This is a genomic window from Nostoc sp. (assembly GCF_036917235.1).
In the GTDB taxonomy this organism is placed as follows: Bacteria; Cyanobacteriota; Cyanobacteriia; order Cyanobacteriales; family Nostocaceae; genus Nostoc.
Map to the genome: position 1 here is coordinate 15,456 of NZ_JBALDU010000013.1, position 22,125 is coordinate 37,580.

At 40.3% G+C, this 22,125-nt stretch carries 19 protein-coding genes; 9 read left to right on the plus strand and 10 right to left on the minus strand.

Going from position 1 to position 22,125, the window contains the following annotated elements:
- Positions 1-87: 87 nt before the first annotated feature.
- The 3 genes from V7K44_RS04755 to V7K44_RS04765 all read left to right on the plus strand — a co-directional run bounded on the left by V7K44_RS04755 (position 88) and on the right by V7K44_RS04765 (position 2,000).
- Positions 88-282, plus strand: a complete 195-nt coding sequence (locus tag V7K44_RS04755; RefSeq protein ID WP_334929131.1) for a hypothetical protein — start codon at positions 88-90, stop codon at positions 280-282.
- 113 nt (positions 283-395) lie between these two features.
- Positions 396-710, plus strand: coding sequence for a hypothetical protein (locus V7K44_RS04760; protein ID WP_334929133.1), 315 nt, complete (start codon positions 396-398; stop codon positions 708-710).
- A gap of 111 nt (positions 711-821) precedes the next feature.
- Entirely contained in the window at positions 822-2,000 is a 1,179-nt protein-coding gene (locus V7K44_RS04765; protein WP_334929135.1) for a hybrid sensor histidine kinase/response regulator, read from the plus strand.
- A 116-nt stretch (positions 2,001-2,116) separates the two neighbouring features.
- Here V7K44_RS04765 and V7K44_RS04770 read toward each other — a convergent pair whose 3' ends face one another.
- The 3 genes from V7K44_RS04770 to V7K44_RS04780 all read right to left on the minus strand — a co-directional run bounded on the left by V7K44_RS04770 (position 2,117) and on the right by V7K44_RS04780 (position 6,974).
- Entirely contained in the window at positions 2,117-2,836 is a 720-nt protein-coding gene (locus V7K44_RS04770; RefSeq protein WP_334929137.1) for a DUF4079 domain-containing protein, read from the minus strand.
- 317 nt (positions 2,837-3,153) lie between these two features.
- Positions 3,154-4,773: a glycosyltransferase family 39 protein gene (locus tag V7K44_RS04775; protein ID WP_334929139.1), complete on the minus strand. Its 1,620-nt coding sequence runs from the start codon at positions 4,771-4,773 to the stop codon at positions 3,154-3,156.
- Between the two features lie 536 nt (positions 4,774-5,309).
- Positions 5,310-6,974, minus strand: a complete 1,665-nt coding sequence (locus V7K44_RS04780; protein ID WP_334929141.1) for a glycosyltransferase family 39 protein — start codon at positions 6,972-6,974, stop codon at positions 5,310-5,312.
- 222 nt (positions 6,975-7,196) lie between these two features.
- Here V7K44_RS04780 and V7K44_RS04785 point away from each other — a divergent pair, with 222 nt between their 5' ends.
- The gene (locus tag V7K44_RS04785; RefSeq protein WP_334929143.1) at positions 7,197-7,490 is read left to right on the plus strand and encodes an EAL domain-containing protein; all 294 of its coding nucleotides are present in this window, start codon (positions 7,197-7,199) and stop codon (positions 7,488-7,490) included.
- Here V7K44_RS04785 and V7K44_RS04790 read toward each other — a convergent pair.
- The gene (locus V7K44_RS04790) at positions 7,464-8,291 is read right to left on the minus strand and encodes a GNAT family N-acetyltransferase (RefSeq protein WP_334929145.1); all 828 of its coding nucleotides are present in this window, start codon (positions 8,289-8,291) and stop codon (positions 7,464-7,466) included. The genes V7K44_RS04785 and V7K44_RS04790 overlap by 27 nt on opposite strands.
- A gap of 701 nt (positions 8,292-8,992) precedes the next feature.
- On the opposite strand from V7K44_RS04790, the gene V7K44_RS04795 reads away from it, so the two are divergent.
- From V7K44_RS04795 to V7K44_RS04810, 4 genes are all read left to right on the plus strand, one after another.
- Positions 8,993-10,063, plus strand: coding sequence for an LOG family protein (locus V7K44_RS04795; protein ID WP_334929147.1), 1,071 nt, complete (start codon positions 8,993-8,995; stop codon positions 10,061-10,063).
- A 644-nt stretch (positions 10,064-10,707) separates the two neighbouring features.
- Positions 10,708-12,030 (plus strand): D-alanyl-D-alanine carboxypeptidase, encoded by a 1,323-nt coding sequence (locus V7K44_RS04800; RefSeq protein WP_334929150.1) that lies wholly within the window; start codon positions 10,708-10,710, stop codon positions 12,028-12,030.
- 266 nt (positions 12,031-12,296) lie between these two features.
- Positions 12,297-13,511: an HhoA/HhoB/HtrA family serine endopeptidase gene (locus V7K44_RS04805; RefSeq protein WP_334929152.1), complete on the plus strand. Its 1,215-nt coding sequence runs from the start codon at positions 12,297-12,299 to the stop codon at positions 13,509-13,511.
- 210 nt (positions 13,512-13,721) lie between these two features.
- The gene (locus tag V7K44_RS04810; protein WP_334929154.1) at positions 13,722-14,717 is read left to right on the plus strand and encodes a WD40 repeat domain-containing protein; all 996 of its coding nucleotides are present in this window, start codon (positions 13,722-13,724) and stop codon (positions 14,715-14,717) included.
- Between the two features lie 270 nt (positions 14,718-14,987).
- Here V7K44_RS04810 and V7K44_RS04815 read toward each other — a convergent pair whose 3' ends face one another.
- From V7K44_RS04815 to V7K44_RS04840, 6 genes are all read right to left on the minus strand, one after another.
- Entirely contained in the window at positions 14,988-15,890 is a 903-nt protein-coding gene (locus V7K44_RS04815; protein ID WP_334929156.1) for an MBL fold metallo-hydrolase, read from the minus strand.
- An 11-nt stretch (positions 15,891-15,901) separates the two neighbouring features.
- A complete protein-coding gene (gene panD / locus V7K44_RS04820; RefSeq protein ID WP_334929158.1) occupies positions 15,902-16,285 on the minus strand; it encodes an aspartate 1-decarboxylase in 384 nt (127 codons plus the stop codon).
- 113 nt (positions 16,286-16,398) lie between these two features.
- Entirely contained in the window at positions 16,399-16,911 is a 513-nt protein-coding gene (locus tag V7K44_RS04825) for an inorganic diphosphatase (protein WP_229464783.1), read from the minus strand.
- A 417-nt stretch (positions 16,912-17,328) separates the two neighbouring features.
- A complete protein-coding gene (locus V7K44_RS04830) occupies positions 17,329-17,514 on the minus strand; it encodes a hypothetical protein (RefSeq protein WP_334929160.1) in 186 nt (61 codons plus the stop codon).
- A gap of 1,173 nt (positions 17,515-18,687) precedes the next feature.
- A complete protein-coding gene (locus tag V7K44_RS04835; protein WP_334929162.1) occupies positions 18,688-19,659 on the minus strand; it encodes a DUF362 domain-containing protein in 972 nt (323 codons plus the stop codon).
- A 102-nt stretch (positions 19,660-19,761) separates the two neighbouring features.
- On the minus strand, positions 19,762-21,183 hold the full coding sequence (locus tag V7K44_RS04840) for an aspartate ammonia-lyase (protein ID WP_334929164.1): 1,422 nt from the start codon (positions 21,181-21,183) through the stop codon (positions 19,762-19,764).
- Positions 21,184-21,314: 131 nt separating this feature from the next.
- Between V7K44_RS04840 and pgsA the strand changes: the two genes are divergently transcribed.
- Positions 21,315-21,842, plus strand: a complete 528-nt coding sequence (gene pgsA, locus V7K44_RS04845) for a CDP-diacylglycerol--glycerol-3-phosphate 3-phosphatidyltransferase (RefSeq protein WP_334929166.1) — start codon at positions 21,315-21,317, stop codon at positions 21,840-21,842.
- Positions 21,843-22,125: the final 283 nt, after the last annotated feature.

The following is a 22,125-nucleotide window of genomic DNA, read 5'->3' on the forward strand; positions in this document are numbered from 1 at the left end:
ATCAGCCATAACTATATTCTGGATAGATGCACTCATACTCCTAATTTTTTAAGATGATTCCAAGGATAAATAATTAAGGATGTAATCATGGCTGAACAACAAAAATCTAATAATGAACAAACTGCGTCTACTGCTTCTCCTGACGGCGAAACCCCTATCGACGAAAATATCCGCAAAACTGGTGATGCGGAAAAGAGTGATGCTAAATCCACTGCTACTCCAGAAGCACCAGAAAACGATGGTGTAGCAGGTAGCCCCAATCAAGGAACTGAGTCACGTTAATTAATTTGAACTTTCCCAAGTTTTAATCAGCTCGTGGGGTCTTTTGTTGTAACCCTAATACAGTAAATTGAGAGTGGAGATGTGGTGTTAAACTACATCTCCACTTGTTTTTTGTGTCAAAAATTGCATTGTCTCTACGTTGGTGCGTTAGCGTAGCTTACCGCAGCTATGTTTATTCTCGTGTGGGTACTCGCGGTCAGGAATTTGTTCTCGTTGACTGTGATACTGCCCTCAGTCTAGCTCTTAGTAATTTACAAGCGATCGCTCAGGATAATGGTCTCAATATCTTGAGCGAATTTATGAGGTTTTCCGCCGTCTTCATACTCGTCGATAACAGTATGGTGGTCGCATCTAGGCTGAGTCAGAACTGGGACGGGCGTAAGAACAGTATTTTATTTTACTCTCAATGCAAATTAAGGTATCTTTAAATATATAGTTAATAACTGCCTAGTAACCTTCTAATAAACGCATGATTTCTATCCCTATCTAAAAAATAGGAAATCAGGTGATTATCTACCAAATTGATATAACCCTGTACTATGGAAAAGCTCACAATTCACATTCTATTAGTAGAGGATAGTGCAAGTGATGCTCATTTGCTACACCGGATATTTATAAATGCAGATCAAGAACAATGGCAGATGTTACATGTTGAACGGTTATCTGAGGCAATAGAAGCTAGCAGGGAAAACTCTGCGTCCACCCTTGATAATTCTCAGCTAGGGAGTCGAAAGCAACGCAGATTCGACCTAGTTTTGTTAGACCTCAGCCTTGCAGACTCTATTGGACTGGACACATTAAAAGAATTTAGGGCAGCAGTACCTGATATCCCAGTTGTGGTATTAACAGGTATTGATGATGAAGAATTAGCACTGCAAGCATTAGCAGAAGGAGCGCAAGACTATTTAGTTAAAGATAAAATAACTATACAACGGTTAGTGCGTGCCATTCGCTATGCCATTGAAAGAAGCGAAATTCTCAACCAACTACGCGAGAGTGAAGAACGCACCCGTCAAGCGCTGGCAAAAGAACAGGAACTCAACGAGTTAAAGTCAAACTTTGTAGCAATGGTTTCTCACGAGTTCCGCACCCCTATGACTACGATTCGGACGGCTGTAGATATCCTTGAATACAACAGCAATAAACTAACTGATGCCCGGAGAACTAAATATTTCGAGCGAATACAAAATGCTATCAACCAGATGCTTAATCTCTTAGATGAGATATTATTCTTGAGTAAAACGGAAGCAGCTAAACTCGAATACAAACCTACACTTTTAAATTTAGAAAATTTCTGTAGCGAACTCACAGATATTCTTCAACTAAATGCAGGTAGTAAGCACAGCATTATCTTTACTTTTCAAGGTGAATCGATCCAAGCCCAAATAGATGAAGACCTACTAAATTGTATCTTAACCAATTTGATTTCCAATGCCATCAAATATTCCCCTGAGAATGACACTATTTGGTTTGATTTGATTTGCAAAAATAGCCTCGCCATTTTCCAAATCAAAGATCGGGGAATGGGAATTCCTCTCAAAGACCAAACTCATCTATTTCAAACCTTCTATCGCGCCAGCAATGTGGGTGTAATTCAAGGAACAGGACTAGGACTCACTATAGTTAAAAAATGTGTGGAGTTGCATGGAGGTCATATTCAATTAGAAAGTGAGCAGGGTGTTGGCACAATAGTAATTGTTACTCTGCCACTACAATGATTAGGCATTGGGCAAAACAGTTACGTTAGCGGATAGCTAAGGTTTAGCCCGTTCCGAGTTCTGAGAAAATAAATGAGATTCTCCACTCAGGACTCCTGAAGGTTATTCTCCCTTGCTTATTTTGGTGCTTGGGAATTTGGCGTTGGGCAAGTTTTATTAGCAAAATCACACTGATAAATATAGGGTTCTTGCCAACTCAGAGGAATTTCTAACAAGTCTCGCGTTCCTGTCATACCTTGTCCAATAAATAGCAACAAAGCAATGCAATTTAAAATCGTATGGACAAGACGCCAGCGATTGGACTTATCTTGATAAATATCTTGAACAATTGCTAATGAAAAAATCATTAGCAGTGCTGCGGTAATGCCAATATAATAATGTGACCAATACCACTCATTGGTGCGGCGATAGACTCCATCTTGACAGCCTAGAATTACTAAACCTGCACCAGTTAAAGTTGCAAAAACTGCCCGCCACACCCGCTGTTTTGCCCGATAAAGAAATACTAATGAGGCGATGGTGGCAGCAAATATTAGCAGTATAAAAATAACTTGAAAAGGTGTTTGATTCCATAATTGATTTTTGATAATATTTTTACCAATAGGATAGCTTAATCCGATTAAAGTTAATCCCACAACTGCACTTGTGAGCCTTTCACCTAACTGCTTATGTTCTGCACCCACCACTGGAGGAATTTTACTCTTACTCCCCGCTAAACTTTGCAATCTACGTTGGCGTGTTTGCCAAGCAAAATTAATTACTGTACCGATGAGTGGAAACACGAATATAATTGCGATCGCTGGATGTAAAAGACTAAGAAAATCTGTTATTTGCATAGAACACCTTTCAATGAATCATTGAATTCATCACAAAGGATAATTTAAAGCATCGTACCATTACTTAAATTAATTTCAGATGAGAATTTGTTTAATATTTATTTTTGTTGCTTTTAGCTGATTTTAATCAAGAAACTATTTAAATATCTTATAAAAGATGATGACTTTAGCAAATATTTCCATATATCAAAAAATATATGGAAATATTGTTTAATATAAAATTATGCAAATAATAGTCGAAAATCAATTAAGTTTATTCTCTACCTGACGCGAATTCATTTATATGAATTGCCCATAAATACAGCGTCTAATTTTGGTTAAGTCCTAATTTTTTCAAAAAATCCGTCGCTACGCGGATTTTCTATTTTCCAGAGCAAGTAATTCTTGTCACCGTATACAACAACTGTTTTATAATTATAATTTTTTTCTATTTGCTTACGCCAGGTATCTGAAGGATTTAGTAAAAAAATATCAGCGAACTCATCAGGAATATTGGGTATAGAACGGTCTTTTACTAATTGGAACTGCACTTTTGGCTGTAAAAGATAGCTGAGAGAAAATACATTACCATAATTAATACCAGAATCATTACTAATCAAAAGTGGATGATTAGTCTGATTAATAATTTTTGCAACTTGTGGATTACCAGAGCTAATAACCTTACTCCACCAAGTATCAGCCTGAGAACTCACTCCATAAGAAACTAGCCCACAAATAATCACTAGTCCCATGATTATTTGCCAGATTCTCCGGCGTACAAAACTCTTATTGTTTAGCTGCGTAGCTAGTAAGTAACTAACAGCTAGTTGAATTCCTAAATAAGAAATCAATAAATAACGTTCGGCAAGTGAGCGTATACCCCCAAACAGTAAGTCTGGTAGCATTAAAGGTAATGCAGGAATCATAATCAACGTGACGATAAACAACCAGATTTTATAGTTAGTTTTTTGACAAATAAAATAAATAGAATATCCAACAAGAACTAAAAAAAATGGTGTTATTAGATAGGTAAACAGATTTTCAAAGCCTAAGTCTAAATCAAGAAAAATCCGATCTACCTGTAAAAGCCAAGATTTAATTAAAGCATCTAAGGGTAAATGTGTTTTTGTCCAGGCGGTTGAACTCTTTACTTGCAATAAGTTAACTATTAAAACCATTATCCAATATGTAAAAGCTAAAAGCCCTGCTAAAGATGCTAATAGATAAGCTTTTACTGTTTTAGTAAATCTAAATTTTGCAATGGCAATTACATAAATACTATGAGCGGCTACAACAAATCCACTGAACAAAAATGTATAGAGACTAAGCATCAAAGTGACTGCATACATTCCCCAATTTAGTATACGTAGTACTCGATCTTGTGATTCCAATCGTAATGCTCGTAGTAATGAAGCGCTGCATAGTAATACAGTCACTATCCAGAGAATGTATTCTCGTGCTTCTTGGGCGTATACTAAGTGAATAGGGGAGATTGCCATGAGTGCGATCGCAACCTCCGATACCCATGCCGATGCTTTAAATAATTCTCGACACAGCCAATAAATACTCGGAAAAATCAACAAGCTGATAAAGGCAGATAAACTTCTAATTACTGTCACCGAATTGCCAAAGATTCCCACCCAAAGCCGAGCGAGTATATAATACACTGGTGGATGCTGTGGATCGTCTACTTCCAAAGATATAATGGTGTCACGTAAGCCTTTCTCCATATTGGGACTTTGGAATTTGGCAAAACTTTCCTTATTAATTAGGCGACCATTAAATATTTGCTGCTTGGCTTCATTTGACGTATAACCAGAAATCCGCAATGAAGTGAAAGTCTCATCGTGCCAGTAAACTTTGCGATCGAGGTTAAAAAAACGAAAAAATATACCCACCATTAACAAAACTACAATGAGAAACCGCAACCTATTGGGAGCAAGTTGGAGATGCCGCATAACTAAATTTCACAATAACTTGTATAACAATTATCTACTTTAACGAAACAACTTATTAAAAATGTCTAACCAAATAAACGTAGTATAGAGGCGATCGCTCAAAGCAAATCATCAAGGTGAAGGTTCCGCCGCGCCTATGCCAAATCCTGATAAATGCTCATCATACGAGGCGATTGTTGCGCAGTCAAATGTCCAATCTCTACCTATGCAGAAACTTAAAGTGGCGGTAAATTCTGTACAAAATCGGGAGTTTAAGTTCTTACACGAGTGCTGGAAGTTTCTCCGGCACTTGTGATATTTATCAAGAAATTGCTGGCAAAGTTTCCACAGTGATGGATTCTAATTGTAGAAAGTGAGTTAGTCAAGTAGCGGAGTTACTAATTAGACTCAGTAGTTTTTTGTTCAAGATAAGAATTGTATTTTTAGCTACAAAAACACTTGTTTAGTGAAGTGGTAAAAGTGGATTTATATACTTCAAGCAGACTGATCTGTGCAATAAAGAACTTATCAAGAGTTATCAGCTATGGAAGAATTGTTTACCTAGTTGATAGCTCGGCAGATAATTGATTATTAGGGGAAATATTACGTCGGCGCAAATTACGAGTTTTAGCCAATTTCCAGATTGAATAATAGTTATCACTATAAACAATATCTGTCTTGAATTTATACTTTTTTTCTATGGTTTTGCCCCAATCCTCTGAAGGATTAAGTAAAAACACATCAGTAAACCCATCAGGAATTTTAGGAATATTTTGATTGTTCACCAACAAAAATCGCACTTTTGGTTCCAAAAGATAGCTTAAAGAAAAGACATGACCATAATTATTGCTAAAAGCATCACTAATCAAAAGTGGACGATTACTCTGATTAATGATTTGGGCAACTTGGGGATTGCCATAATTCATACCCTTATTCCACCAAGTTTCTGCCTGCGAACTCACCTTAGAAGAAATCAAACCACAAATAATCACTAATGTCATGATTATGGGCCAAAAGCTCCGACGCGATCCGCTCCCATTATATAGTTGCGTAGTTAGTAGATAGGCAACAGCTAATTGGATTCCTAAATAAGATGGGATTAAATATGGTTCGGTAGACGATTGTATACTCCCAGCAATTAAATCTGGCAGTATTAGGGGTAATGCTGGCACTACAATTAAAGTGATGATAAAAGACCAAGTTTTATAGTTAGTTGATTGACAAAGAAAATAAATTGAATATCCTACCAAAGTTAAAAAAGCTAGTGCAATTAAATAGCCTAGAGAATTTTCTGAGCTAAGGCCTATATCAAAAAAAATCCGGCTTAACTGCATCAACAAAAATGGAAAGATAGGTATTAAATCTGACTGCGCTGTTGTTTTATCTGCTGAAATCAAAAATTTAAAAAAATCACCGATTACAACTGTTATCCAAGGCATGAAAGCTAAAAAACCGACTAGTGATGCTAGCAAATAAGTTCTCACAGTTTCAGTAAACTTAAATTTTGCAGTTATCATCACATAAATTCCATGAGCAACTGCGACAAATGCACTCCAAAGAAATGTATAAAGACTAATGGCTAAGGTGACTGCATAAATACTCCAGATAGCGAATAAATCAGGTTTTTGTCGTTCTTTTGCTAGCTCATCTTCTAGCCGTATGGCTCGCAGCAGAGACGCACTGGATAGTAAAATAGTGACTAACCAAAGAATATATTCTTGTGCTTCTTGGGCGTATACTAGGTGAATTGGAGAGATAGCCATGAGTGCGATCGCAACACCAGGAACTGATAATGGCACATTAAATAATTCTCGGCATAGCCAATAAACACAAGGGAAAACCAGCAAACTGATGCAGGCTGATAAACTTCTAATCGCTGTCACCGAATTACCAAAGATTTCCATCCACAATCTGGCTATTATGTAATACAACGGTGGATACTGAGAATCTTGTTTTGCCAAAGACATAATTGTGTCATTTAAGCTTTTGTCTGGATTTGCACCTTGAAACTGAGCAAAACTTTCTTTGCTAATCACACGATTATTAAAAAGTTGCTGTTTAGCTTCATTAATTGTGTAACCAGAAATTCGCAATGAGGCATAAACTTCATCTTGCCAGAAAACTTTACCATCAAGATTAGAAAAGCGAAACAATATACCCATCGTCAATAAGAAGATAGTTAAAAATCGCAACCAACTCGGAGCAAATTTGAGATGGCGCATAAGTAAGTGGGTTTCCTAAAAAGTTTTCTCAAATCATCTAGTTAAGTGGACTGGATGAGGTGCCACAGCGACGCCCGTCGTAGACATCGCCAACCGGACTTTAATTTGATTGGTAAGATTGGCAATCAACACCTCTCCTTTATTAACTACAAAAAGATATGGGCAAGGTTGTATCAAATCCCGCAAAACTGGATTTGGTTTTGAAACCGAGATATAAATGGAGTGTTAAATACACTAAGTTTAGCCGCATTTAACGCCAATGCTGTCCATATTGGTCAGTTAAGTTCCTTTGTTAGCCGGATAGATACTAATGGCAAGAATTTAGAAATTATTGAGACAGTTATCACACTGGCACACAAATTAGGTATGGATATTACCGCCGAAGGAGTGGAGACAAAAGAGCAGCTAGCATTTCTGAATAAGTTTAAGTGTGAATATGGACAAGGATATTTTTTCTCGCGTCCGTTAAATAAGCTGGCAGTAGTAGCATTAATCATGAAAAATGCTCAGTGGTAAGGTTTTTTTGAGAGGATTTGGATAACGCCATTTGGCAAAGTCTGCAATATTAGATATAGTTAAAAAATCAATAGTTTTAAACTGCCGATCAATAGCAGGAAAGCTACATATTTTAGCTCCAATATTCAAGTATGCCTGCAAAATTTTCGGAATCTCAACATTAGATGAATCTGGACAATTTTGAGTCAGTTCTAGGCAAAATTGTGAATTTGGGTAAACCAAAATACTTGGATGCATCAAGTTATTCTGCCGAAAATAATCATAAGCGCAACTAGCTTGCACAGGACATTGTGTGAGTAATGATGCACAACCAAAGAAATATTGGTTTTTACTCCAGATGAGATAATTTGCCAACCCTTCCCAGAGTAGTAAAAGTGCCTGACTATTGCGATATTCTTTAGCTATACATGCACGCCCAACTTCTACTGATACCTGAAGCACAGAATTGGGGATTCCATTAAGATTAAATATATCGGTAGCATCAAAGCCTAGTCTTTGAGAAGCCATTATATAGGTCTGCATCCGATAAGTTCCAATGGTTTTACCTGTATGTTTGGAGATTAAAATTAAATGATGGCAAACCGCATCAAACTTATCTATATCCATCTGAGTAAAGTTAGAAGCAGAAAATCCTAAGCCTAGTTCAAGATTAAAAACTTCAAAGCGCAACCGAAAAATTGATTCTAATTCTTCTTCAGTTGAAGCCAGTCGTAGGGTATATTTTTCAGTTTGAAGGACGGGAAAATCTTCAAGAGTGGGAGGAGGATTCAGTGGGTAATTGATGCGTCCAGAAACTTCCATCTATCTTCCTACTTAGATTTGCGAAAATATTCTACTAGGATTTAGGCACTATACACATCGACACATTATGCATTAATGTGTCGATGTGTAATTGAGACAGTTTTCGATCAAAGATCCTTTAGAGCAATACGCTTTGTAGAGCAATACGCTTTGGTTAAGGATTTTTGGTACTGATTTTTGACTTGTAAAGACGCGTTAGCGCAGCGGGATGTTAGCAGGGCGGGGGGGCGTTCGCGATCGCGTCTCAAAGAGTTGTCCAGTCCAATTTCGCGTCTCTACCAAGGATTTTAGCTTGAACTGAACGATATTGTGGTCTAGAGAGCTTTTTTACTTTCTTAGATTAGGGTTAGAGTGCTTTTATTATGGGCATTAATTCCCAAAAAATCTGGCAATAAGATACAAAATTTTCTTTTGATATACGCTATAGATGTAAGGCATACCATTTTACACAAACTCTGATATATATTTTGGTGGCAACTATCCTCAGTGAGAGAGTTATGTCAATTGGTCGACCGAGAGAACTTGCTATGGTGTTCAAAAGTTGAATTATCGCAACAAGCCTTATCAAAAAAATTTTTAGAATTTCCAGCTTCAAAACCAGTTCTGAATTAATTTGCTAACTGCACATCAAAGGGCTATTCCCGCTTGCTAGAGTGTGAGTAGTTCACGTAAAATATAATCCCATTGTTGCAGCAGTTCTCATGACCTCATCTGCGTCGTTTGACACATTAGAGTCTTTACAGGCGGATATCGCTGAATTGATCGTTCGTTTACCGACATTAAAAAATCGGCAATTTATTCAGCAAGCACTTACTACTATTGTTCGTCTAGCTGATAACGAAATTGAGCGTCTCGATTGGAAAATATTATCCGCTGCATTAGCAGATATGGAGCGCGGTTTCCAACTTTTTTATGATTATCGACACATTCGCAAAGTCACCATCTTTGGTTCTGCTCGTCTAGCGCCAGATAGACCAGAATACCAAATGGCTCTTGAGTTTGCTCGCGCTGTTTCTCAATTAGGATTTATGGTGATGACTGGTGGTGGTGGTGGAATTATGCAAGCGGGTCATGAAGGTGCTGGGCGAGAAAATTCCTTTGGATTAAACATTCAGTTACCCTTTGAACAGCAAGCAAACCCTTTTATAGAGGGCGATCCCAAGCTAGTTAACTTCAAATATTTCTTTACCCGCAAGCTGTTTCTCCTCAAAGAAAGTGATGCTGTAGCCTTGTTTCCAGGAGGCTTTGGTACTCAAGATGAAGCTTTTGAATGTATGACATTAAGCCAAACTGGTAAATTTGGACCAGTACCTTTAGTTTTAATCGATCGCCCTGGTGGTGATTACTGGCGCTCTTGGAGCGAATATATTGATAAGCAATTAGTGCAAAATGGTCTTGTCAATCCTGAAGACCCCAGCCTTTACACGGTGACAGATAACCTGGATGTGGCTTGTGATGCTATCACCCGTTTTTACCAAGTTTATCATTCCAGCCGCTATGTAAGCGAGAAGTTAGTCATCCGCCTGAAGACAGATATATCAGACGCTCTTTTAGAACAACTAAATGCTGATTTTAGCGACATTATTATTCAAGGAAGAATTGAAAAAAGTCAGGCATTACCTCAAGAAGCACAAGATGAAACTGTTGGACTACCTCGCCTCATTTTATACTTCAATCAACGCGATTTGGGGCGCTTGTATCAGATGATTGCCACAATTAACCGGATGGGTACTCCTTCACCAGAGGATGCAGCGCATCCAGAAAGAAAGTAGGTAAGCTAAAACACATCTAATTTGCATATTAAAATTTTCTCAATATCTTGTGGAGTGGACATCTTATCCGTCCTGATTGTGCAACTTGAATGTTGATTAGTTTATTAAGGGAAAAAAGGGGGAGAATTTTGAATACTTTCCCTTTTTTTGTTTCAAGGTTATAAAATTACCAAGAGCGATCGCGCAGTGTAAAGCCTTTTCTTCTCTGGCTGCAACACCTTGCGCGTAGGTTAAGGCAAGAGACGGCTATTTATCGCATCTTTAGCGATCTAGAATTTTCATCAAAAAACCTTAACCGAACCGTATTGGGAGTATGCGATCGCTTAGAGCGAGTCTTCTCCTGTCAAAGACGCTACCGTAAGCTTGTCTTGCTTCCCCGTAGGAGTACAAGCGTCAAAATCCGTCGTCGACATCGCCAACAGCCTAGTATCTCCACAGATGAAAAATATTTTTATTTTCATACGGCTATCTTCATGAGCAATGGGCATTTTGGCATTGTCTAAGCAAGCCACAAAAACAATATAATTCACCCTACTTACAGATGAGAAAAACACCAGTTATTATGACTCAATACTGATTATTGTAAAAAAGCTTGTATATTAGCACAGTAAACAACGCTTGAGATCCTAACAGAGGAATAAAAAATGCTGGAATTATTGGGTTCAGGTTTGGTGTCACTTTGGCTGGAAATGGCTGGGGTACAAATCAAACCTCTAGATGCCTTAGATGCACTAACTTGGCAAAGTAGCCCTGGCTTTGTTCTTGCCCCCGATCCAAATCCAACTGGGGCGACTACGGTGCAGGAATATTTGAAAAAGCTCATCACATCAAAGGTGGTGGCGCAAAATCTGGCTGAGAGTCAGGGAATTTGGATGCAGTCGGGGCCGATGCTGATGGCAAATCACCAAGGTACGACACCTCTACCGGCTGCTTCTTTAACTAAAATTGCCACTTCACTAGTTGCTTTGAAAACTTGGGGGCCAGATTACCAATTTGATACTTTGGTGAGTGTCACAGGCCCAGTGGTAAATGGAGTTGTGCAGGGCGATTTAGTGGTTACAGGCCGTGGCGATCCTTTGTTTGTTTGGGAAGAAGCGATCGCTCTTGGTAATACTCTCAATAAAATGGGCATCAAGCAAGTAAAGGGGAATTTGATTATTACTGGCAGTTTTGCCATGAATTTTCAACGTCAGCCAATGCTAGCCGGTCTGATGCTCAAGCAAACGCTAAATCGTGCAACTTGGGGACGCCCTGCGATTTATACACACTCAATCATGCCCAAGGGAACACCCAAGCCTCAAGTTCTCATTGCAGGCGGGGTGAAAGTTGAGGCGCAACCAAACCCTCAACAAACTTTGTTGCTGCGTCATCGCTCATTGCCCTTGAAGCAACTACTCAAGGAAATGAACGTTTATAGTAACAACGATATGGCAGAGATGCTGGCAGACTCTGTGGGGGGAGCAACTGTAGTCCAATCAACTGCTGCTAACCTAGCGAGGGTTCCACAAGCAGAAATTCAGTTAATCAATGGTTCTGGACTGGGGCCAGAAAATCGCATTTCCCCCAGGGCTGTTTGTGCCATGTTTATGGCTATTCAAGCTGAGGCATCTGCCCATCAACTGAATCTGGCTGATTTGTTTCCCATGTCTGGATTCGATCATCGGGGGACACTACACACTAGACACATTCCCCTAGCTACTGTGATCAAAACTGGTACTCTCCGGGATGTGAGCGCCTTAGCGGGAGTGATGCCCACACGCGATCGCGGTTTGGTTTGGTTTGCGATTATCAACCGTGGGACAAATGTTTGGGGTTTGCGGACTGGACAAGACCAACTACTGCAAAGTGTTATTAAACAATTACAACAACCTCCCACTGTTCCTATTGCCCTGACTCCCCACTCAGTCATCAACACTTTACCCCAGCTAGGCGCAGCTAATCGGAATGAAATCTTATACAAAAGTTAGTTCATCCATAGTCTAGAGTTAGAACAGAGAGTGACTAGTGTTGTTAGCAATCCAAAAGTTTTATTGATGGGTAAAAACCGAACTTATAAAGGGTAAATGTTCATAATAGCTTTTGGGTTAAATTTTCTATTAAGTTGATTACAGGTAGTTCGCAAAATACCCTAACCCCAGTATTGGAAAGAGCAGGCGAAACCTGAAATAAAAATAACTGTAAATAGATTTGTCACGACTAAGCAACAATTAGGCTTATAAATTAGGTTGTGATTATGCGATTTCCCAAAATATCTCGGTCTCTACGTCAACTCACTACTCATGTTTTAGCGATCGCGCTAGGAGTTGTGCTAGCGGTAAGCACATTGCAGGTGTTACCCTCCCAAGCCGAACCAGCACCCACAATAACTGCTGGAGATACTTCAAATTTAATTGCTCAACGGCAATCACCAGCCACCCCTGCGATCGGTAGCACTAGCTTTGTCACAGCAGCAGTGAATCGTGTTGGTTCAGCAGTTGTCCGCATTGATACTGAGCGGACAATTACTCGCCGCGTCGATCCATTTATGGAAGATCCTTTTTTCCGTCGGTTTTTTGGTGAAGGTTTCTCCCAACAGATGCCTTCTGAGCAGTTACGTGGTTTAGGCTCAGGTTTCATTATTGACAAGAGCGGCTTAGTTTTGACTAATGCTCATGTGGTTGATAAGGCTGATAAAGTAACAGTCCGACTCAAAGATGGTCGCACCTTTGAAGGAAAAGTTCAAGGTATTGATGAAGTCACAGATTTGGCAGTAGTCAAGATTAACGCTGGTAACGATTTACCAGTCGCGCCCTTGGGTTCTTCCACCAATGTCCAAGTAGGAGACTGGGCGATCGCAGTTGGTAATCCTTTGGGATTTGATAATACCGTTACCTTGGGAATTGTCAGTACCCTCAAACGTTCCAGCGCCCAAGTCGGCATTAGTGACAAACGTTTAGACTTCATTCAGACAGACGCTGCCATTAACCCTGGTAACTCTGGCGGGCCACTATTGAATGGTCTAGGTGAAGTGATTGGCATTAACACAGCTATTCGCCCTGATGCAATGGGTATTGGGTTTGCCATTCCTATTGATAAAGCTAAAGCGATCGCCGCGCAACTGCAACGTGATGGCAAAGTTGCTCATCCCTATCTAGGTGTGCAAATGCTAACTCTGACACCCGATCTTGCCAAGCAAAATAACACCGATCCCAACTCTCCTATTCAGATACCAGAAATTAATGGTGTTTTTGTGATGCGAGTTGTCCCCAATTCTCCCGCTGCATCTGCGGGTATCCGGCGCGGGGATGTAATTCTGCAAGTTGATGGTAAAGCTATTACCAGTGCCGAACAATTGCAGAATGTTGTGGAAGACAGTCGCCTTGGTCAAGTATTACAGGTGAAAGTGCAACGAGGTAATCAGACACAGCAGCTTTCAATCCGCACAGCTGAGTTGCAAAATGCGTCGTAGAACATATCTGTTATTGGTGTCAACTTAAGCATATTAGACAGTCTAGAAAAGCTTTCTCTCGTTCCCAGCCAGAGGCTGGGAATGCCCTCTGTGAGGCTGCTGCCTCTTTACTAGCGGCAGCAGCCCAATGACGTAGATTTCCCGATTCTACCTTCTAAATATGTAATTTAAAAAATTTATTATCGCTGAACTCTTTTCTAGAGTCTGCTTATGTTTCCATATCTTCATACCTTTGATGAACCTCATTCAGAGTACTTAAACAGCTTGAGCTTAAGCCCAGATGGAATTCTTCTGGTAGGCTGTTTTCACAATCTTGTCAAGGTTTGGGATTTAACCACTGGGAATACCAACCATTCATTTAAACTGCATGGAGATCGGTATGGTCATTTTAATACTTTGGTAAATCCAGACTGGAAAAGCATCATCAGTAATGATAGCTATGGCAATCTCCGAACCTATGATTTTTGGACAGGAGAAGAAGTCTTCTGTTTTCAAGGAGATTCCAGTGCTTTAGCATTTACTCCTGATGGAAAAGTATTATTTTCAGCTACCTGCAAAGCTCCTTATGGTACGAATGCCACCATTGAGATTAATGTTATTGAATCCTCAACGGGAGAATTACTCCGCACCTTGCTATTTGCAAATGCATATCTTCCAATTCGCTGTTTACTAGCCAGCCCAGATGGTAGTATTTTGGTAGCTCAAGCATTTGATCTCCTAACTCAAGTTTGGGATTGGCAAAATGGGCAAGTTCTCAGCACATTTAATGCTCTAGCTTCAAATTCTTCCCTCCATTTCCCCAATTGTGTTTGTAGGCATTGGCTTGATGCAGTTGCAACTCGCCCAAATGGTCAAATCATTGCTGCTGTGCCACAAAGGGACAAACCTAGTGAAGAAACGACCGTTGCCATTTGGGATATACAAACCACGCAATTCCTTTATACACTTGGTATCAGCCAGCGCGAACCTGATTCGGGTATCCCTCATAGTGCTATGACACCTGATGGCTCACTGCTTGCCGTTGGCAATATTAACGAAATTGAAGTTTGGGATCTAGAGAATAGGCAGCAGCTTTGTGTACTGTATGGGCATAAGTCTAGGATTGACCATCTCACAATTAGCTTAGATGGGAAAACCATTGTCAGCTATGCATTTAATGACAGCATCAAAGTTTTGCATAGTAATGAAAGTTGCCGTAATCATTAAAGCATCTATCTTAGCTAACCCCGCGTAATGCTGAAATAACACCTTGGGCTGACTGAGGCCGAAATTTACCTGTATGGAAATCAGCTAGGGTTTGTTGAGCATCCGTCGCTATTTCTGCACGACGATTTTCGTGGTGGCGGTTTTGGAGAATCTTAGCAGCATTTCTTGCTGTTCGGGGGAAAGTTGCAAAGCGTCTTTCAGCACTTGTTCGAGAGTACTCACGATCGAATTAGACTATCAACTGCTCTTAGAAACTCGATCGTGTCTAAATCACTTACCAACAGCTAATACTAGACCTTCATGGGCTAGTATGGCTTGAGGAAAAGCAGATTTAATATCGACTTGAATCTGGTCAAGAAAATCATCATGGTCATCTGGGTGATGATGAGAAATGGCTAGCTGTTTAACGCCAGCACTCAGAGCTGCGTTCACCGCAGCTTGCCAGAGTAAATCAGCAGAATCATGGTTGTGAGATGTCGGCGGAGTGTAAGTGGCATTGGCAATCAGCAAGTCAACGCCTTGAATAAACTCTAAAATCCGCTCTCGCTCCACTTGATCGGCATTCTGGTGCAAATCCGTGATGTAGGCAACACTATACTCTTGCCAAGTAACTCGGTAGCCAACTGACCGCTGAGTTTGATTAATTAATGCAGTTGTAATGGTGACATCATCTAACTTTACGTCACTGTCTGGAGTCAGATTGTAAAACTGCAATTCTGACTGCATTACCTGTAAAGGGTAAGGAAAGTGCGGCTGGAGCATCTGATCGTACAGACATTGTTTGATTGAAGCTCCATTTGAGGCCGCTGTGCCGTAAATGTGGAAACAATTTTCCCCAATAAATGCCGGAGCAAAAAAGGGAAAGCCTTGAATTCGGTTTGATTGGCAGTTGGTAAAAAATAAATGGGCTTCTAGTGGCTGTTGCAGTTCTTGCCAAGTTTTACCCAATATGCGTAAGCCAGTACCGCCATCAAAAATCAAGCGTTTCCCAGCTACATATATTTCTACACAAGCGGTATTACCACCATAACGATTGGTGTTGCTACTGGGAGTTGGAATTAAACCTCTGACACCCCAGAATTGCACGATAAATTCACCTGCTGGGCTACTTGGCAGGGTAGATGACTTTTCTCTTATGTAGCTCTGGGAATCCGACAACTCAAAATTTGACATTTTCCTTGAAATTAGACCTTAGTGAGCAGGTCATCGTAGCGCCGCACTTCCAACAACCTGTTTTTTTCGTCCACAATGACTACCGTAGGAGAGTAACTTTTTAACTCTTCTGGAGTGAATTGCCCGTAAGTCATTATAATCAAGCGATCGCCAATAATGCCTAGACGTGCCGCTCCTCCATTTAGCTCAATGACTCCTGAATGGGCTAGAGCGGGGATCGCATAAGTAATAAAGCGCTGACCGTTGGCACTATTAACTACTTGCACCTGCTCATAAGGTAAGATACCAGCTTTTTCCAAAAGGATTTCATCAATGCTGATACTACCCACGTAGTTGATATTCGCCCCCGTAAGGGTGCAGTTATGAATTTTTGCCAAAAGGAGAGTACGCTGCATTCTGGTTTGGGGTTGGTGGCAGATTTTAAAATCCGTAACAAGGGAAAGTAATTAAAGTGAGGAGTTAGGAATAAAAATTCATAACTCTTAACTCCTCACTCTTAACTCCTCTATTATCCTCTATAAGCTTTGACGGATTTTTCAACTAAAGCTGCAACCTTGTCCACATCTTGCCAACCGAGGATTTCAGTCACCTTTTTTTCCAAATTTTTATAACTACGGAAAAATTCGGCAATTTCATCTAAGCGGTGTGGCGCTAAGTCTTTCAGGGATTTTACTTGAGTGTAGCGCGGATCTTTGTCAGGAACACAAAGGATTTTTTCATCGCGATCGCCACCGTCAATCATCTCCAAAAAGCCAATTGGTCGCGCAGCAATAATACAACCGGGAAAGGTCGGCTCGTCAATTATGACCATACCATCTAGGGGATCGCCATCATCAGCCAAAGTATTGGGTACAAAGCCGTAGTCATAAGGATATTGTACTGAGGAATAAAGTACTCGGTCTAGAGCAAAAGCTTCTAGTTCCTTGTCGTATTCGTATTTATTTTTACTTCCGCCAGTAATTTCAATCAGAACGTTGATTAGACCCGGTTTCGGTTGGGCAGGAATACGAGATAAGTCCACAAAAAACTCCTCTGATAACAGTGAATCACGGGGGCACTCAGTCAGCTTCGCTCCCCGTGTAGAATTTTAGGGCAATATGGATCTCTTCCCAAGGTATTTGTTCTATGGCATAGGGCACTGGGGAAGAAACTTTCAGATGTAACCTATTCCCTTGAATTAGCTAAAAAATAGAAAAAGCGTTACGAGCAAACTTCGCAACGCTTTTTCCAAGAGGGTATTATGGATATCCTCCGTCCTTAATTGTTGTTAGAGAGATTTCTGTCCTAACAATGTTTAAGACAACTCAAATCTGGAGTCAGACAATCCAGATTTAGCTTATTCTTGACGAACTACACGCACATCTACAGAGATTATCTACAAAATCAGTGTTCTGCTTTTTGTAGGTCTCCTCATGAGGAAATGTGACTGGAAGCTCGATCAATCTTGATTTACTTGTATGTTTTGGATCAGAGGTTGCTGGTTATTTTGAACATTAGTTGAAGAATAGTGGGCGATGACAAATACGGGTAGGGTAAGAGTCAACAGAGCGATCGCAGTTCCCACAATGTCTGCCAAACGTTGGGAATATGTATCGGCATTGGCAGACTGGCTATTTGAATTCATACAAAATTGAAGTTCTTCGTAACACTGTGTAGGTTGACTCTCTGAGTGAGAGTATTAATGCTATTTTAGCTATTTTTAAACTGTAAAATGTGTAGCATTCTACAATCTAAACCAGTTATACAACTGTCATAGTAGCCTTTTTATACATGGACTTCTTAATACAAAGTTACAAGTAAAAAAATCATGTTTTCTTTTGTAATTAATATTTTCAGATGTTTCCCTGTATGGTGTAACGGGTTGCATACGCAAAGCAAACTTTGACAGCATCATAAGTTACATTTTTTCGCTGATTAAAGATTAATTAGCAAAACATATTTATCCGATACTTCATGATTATAACATCCTTATAAAGCCTTTGATAAGGTCATTTTACTGTAATTGCTAATTTGTGATACAGGACACAAAACCGCAATTGCACTGAATATCTCTCCGTGCTTTTGGTTGTTATATAGTAGTTATACTCAAAAATATTTGACACCAGAGAATAAATAGGTAGGAATGATTTTTGTAACCAATGATAACTACCGAATAAATACAGATACATCAACTGTATGAGGCAGAATGGATTCAGTGGTATCACTAAATAAATATTTAAGAATTTAAATTTTGCAATCTGTGTAATACCACAGCAATTTTGTCAATCTATATAAAGGTAGAGTAAAAAAGTTTTAGAAGCTGACATAGACATTTAGTGGGTTATTACCAAACGTTTCCTTATATCTGAACAAAATACCCAATCCCAATTTCCAGATCCTAAATACGTATAACTTTTTGGATAAATTAAAATCTAAGAGGATGTTTTAAAAGTTCTTTAGTCGGTAACAAAACGTTTTAGATCCCCCTAAGTCCCCCTTAAAAAGGGGGACTTTGATTCCGGTTCCCCCCTTTTTAAGGGGGGTTAGGGGGGATCTAGAAGTGCCTAAAATTACAGATGACCACTTTTAAAACATCCTCTAAGACAAAAATCGTATAACAAATTAATCAGCTAAAAAAACCGCCACTAAATATAATAGGGCGGTTTGGTTAAGCAATCGGAGGGTAATTACAGATTACTCTGCTAATAAATCAAATTGCTGTAACGACGTTTGCACTAAATTGAGGATTGGGGATTGAACACAAGAGGCAGAGGGGCAAAGCGACAGAGGAGAAAACTTACTTACTGCAACTTCTCCCCTACTCTCTTCCATAAACACTGATTGGTTCCTTGATAAATCGCGTGTAAAGATGCTTAAACGTAGACTTAATGACGCGGGGCATACCAAAATCAATGGGCATTAACTTGTCTGGTAGCCGCCAATCTTCTATTTTTAATAAATCAGGATTTAAATGCGGAAACTCTATGGCAGCAAGTTCTGGACAAACTCCTAGCCTTTGAGAAGCTGCAACTGTGGGCACTTGTTCAGGAGAAACATTGAGGATTTCCACCATTGCCCGATCTAAGGCAAATATATCTGATGCGGCTGCTAAAATGCCCAGTTGGCGAGGTTCCCCGTTACTGGGGCCATTACCTTCATGACCGATGATGCCATCTAATATAGTTAAGTCAGGGTTAATCGCTCTGGCAGTTTCTACTAACATTTCACCAAATCTATTCGCGTCTTTTCCCGCTTCCATGTGCCACCAAGCTTTCATTTTGCCGGGGACGCAACCAAATAGGTTTTTTACACCTAGTGTTAATGTCAACTGGGCATGAGATTTCACTTTCGGTAGGTTAATCACTACATCTGCTTCCATTGCTTCTTTAGACAGCCGCAGATGGTTAAAATTGTCACTAACAGTTTGGTAACGCTGACCGTGAAAATCGATGATGGGAAGATTGAGTTCTTCTAGAATAGGCAGATAGCCATTTGCTATTGCTACGCCCTTGGCACTACCAAAAGCAGGACTATCGCCCAAAAATGGCTTACCGCCAACCTCAATTACCATCTGGGCAACTTCATAAACTAGTTCGGCACGGGTGATACACTCTTTACCAGGACGCGATCCTGTAAGTAGATTTGGTTTGAGTAAAACGCGATCGCCTTTTTTTACAAACGCTGCTATTCCTCCAAAAGGTTCCAGCAGCGTGACTAAGGATTCTCGTAAAGCCTCTCGTTCGTATGATGTAGCCCGAATGAGACTAACAGATGGTTTTTGAGTCTGCATGGTATAGGTAGGGGATAGGGAATAGGGGACAGGGAATAGGGGACAGGGAACAGGCAATAGAGGCTAGTCACCTATAACCTGTAACCCATAACCCATAACCTATTATTCTGTTTTAAGCGGTAAGATACCACTCATTTGTTCTAGATTTAAGACTGTGGCTAAGTCTGTTTCACTCATCAACCCGCGTTCTAAAACAATCTGCCGCAGGGATTTACCAGTTTCTAAAGATTCTTTGGCGACAGCTGCGGCATTTAAATAACCGATGTGAGTATTTAGTGCGGTTACTAAAGCTAAACTGCCTTCGGCATAAGCTAAACAACGTTCTTTATTAGCTGTAATTCCCTCAATGCAGCGTTCGGTGAGTGCGGCGATGGTATTGCCAAGAATTTCGATACTGTGAATTAAGTCATAGGCAATCAGCGGCATCATCACATTTAATTCTAATTGTCCGGCTTGTGCGGCTAAAGCGATCGCACTGTCGTAACCCATCACCTGAAAACACACCATTGATGTCATCTCTGCCATGACTGGGTTATATTTCCCTGGCATAATCGAGGAACCGGGTTGCACTGGAGGCAGTTGAATTTCTTTCAAGCCTGTTTTTGGCCCCGAATCCATCAGCCGCAAGTCGTGAGATATTTTGACTAAATCCTGGGCTAAGTTACGTAAAGCACCGGAAACATTTACAAATGGCGCCATACTCTGCATTGCTGCCATGAGATGGGGTGCAGGTTCTAAAGGAGTATCAATCAATTCTGAGAGAACTTCTACCACACGGGCACGATATAGAGGATGAGTATTTAATCCTGTTCCGGCTGCACTACCTCCCAAACCCAGCACCATCAAATCTCCTGAAGCGGTATAAATCCGGTTTTGGTGTTCTGTAAGGATGTGTGCCCAAGCCCGAAAATTCTCACCCAAACGCACAGGTACAGCGTCTTGTAAGTGAGTTCTGCCAGATTTGACAATATCTTGAAATTCTACAGCTTTGTTTTCTAAAGATGCGATCGCACCATCTATTGCTGGCTGTAATGTCTTAGATAATGCCAATAAACCACCAATGCGAATTGCCGTAGGAATCACATCATTGGTAGACTGTCCATAATTAACGTGGTCATTGGGACTAACACGTTTGTAATTGCCCTTTTCTTCACCAAGTATTTCTAAGGCGCGATTTGCGAGAACTTCGTTGAGATTCATGTGGTGGGATGTTCCAGCACCAGCCTGATAAACATCCACGACAAATTGATCGCGGAACTTCCCAGCTAAGATTTCATCAGTTGCTTGCACAATCGCCTGACTAATATCTTGGGGAATGCAATTTAGTTCTCCATTCACTATCGCTGTAGCTTTTTTAATTATCAATCCGGCATCTACGTAAGTAGCTAAAGGCTTGATACCGCTAATGGGGAAGTTTTCGATAGCTCGCAGCGTTTGAATGCCGTAATAAACGCTACTAGCAATTTGGCGATCGCCCATCGAATCGCGTTCGATGCGGAATTGAGAGTCTGTGTGTTCAGTCATAGTATTGTTTTAAGAGAGCTTCAGAAAACAGATTTTCCCACGCAGGCACGCTCAGATACACTAATCTGCATATATTTTGCATATTTGCTTGGCTGTTTGTTGCTTTTACACTAATTAATTTTGAATTTTCCATGACTCTACCCAACTGGATTACCTTCTCTCGCCTTCTGGGTGTACCATTTCTGCTTTATGGCTTGTACAATCCCACAACACAAGCTAGATGGATATGTTTGGCGATTTTTATCGTTGCGGCGTTAACTGATTGGTTAGATGGCTATTTGGCACGGAAACTCAACCAAGTTAGTGAGTTGGGTAAATTTCTTGACCCCTTAGTGGATAAATTTCTAGTACTTGCGCCATTGATGGTTTTGATTGAACTAGGAAAAGTACCAGCTTGGGGAGTGTTTTTGATTTTAGCGCGGGAATTAGCGATCGCTGGTTGGCGGGTGAATCAAACGACAATTACTGGGGCGAACATTTGGGGTAAACTCAAAACTGTTAGTCAAATAGTTGCGATCGCACTTCTGATTGCACCCCTACCTGAACTCTGGCAAACTCCCTCTCTGATTGCCTTTTGGGTTTCTGTCGCCTTGACTTTAATTTCTGGGGGTATTTATCTTTTGCCGCCAAAAGCTACCACTAATGAAACGACAATATAGTATTGTAATTCAGTGGTCTGATGAAGAGAAGAAGTACATTGTCAGCCTACCTGAGTTTGGTCTCTATGCACACACTCATGGAAATACCTACGCGGATGCTCTCAATAATGGTGAGACAGTGATAAAACTTTTGATTAGACCTCTTGCAAAAGTAACACCCCACCCCCAACCCCTCCCCGCCCTTCGGGAGGCAGGGCTGATTCATTCCACAAGGGCAAGAAGTTTGTCAATATCATTAGAGAGAAATCTTTGAGCAATTGTGATGGAAGGATAACCATTTCGA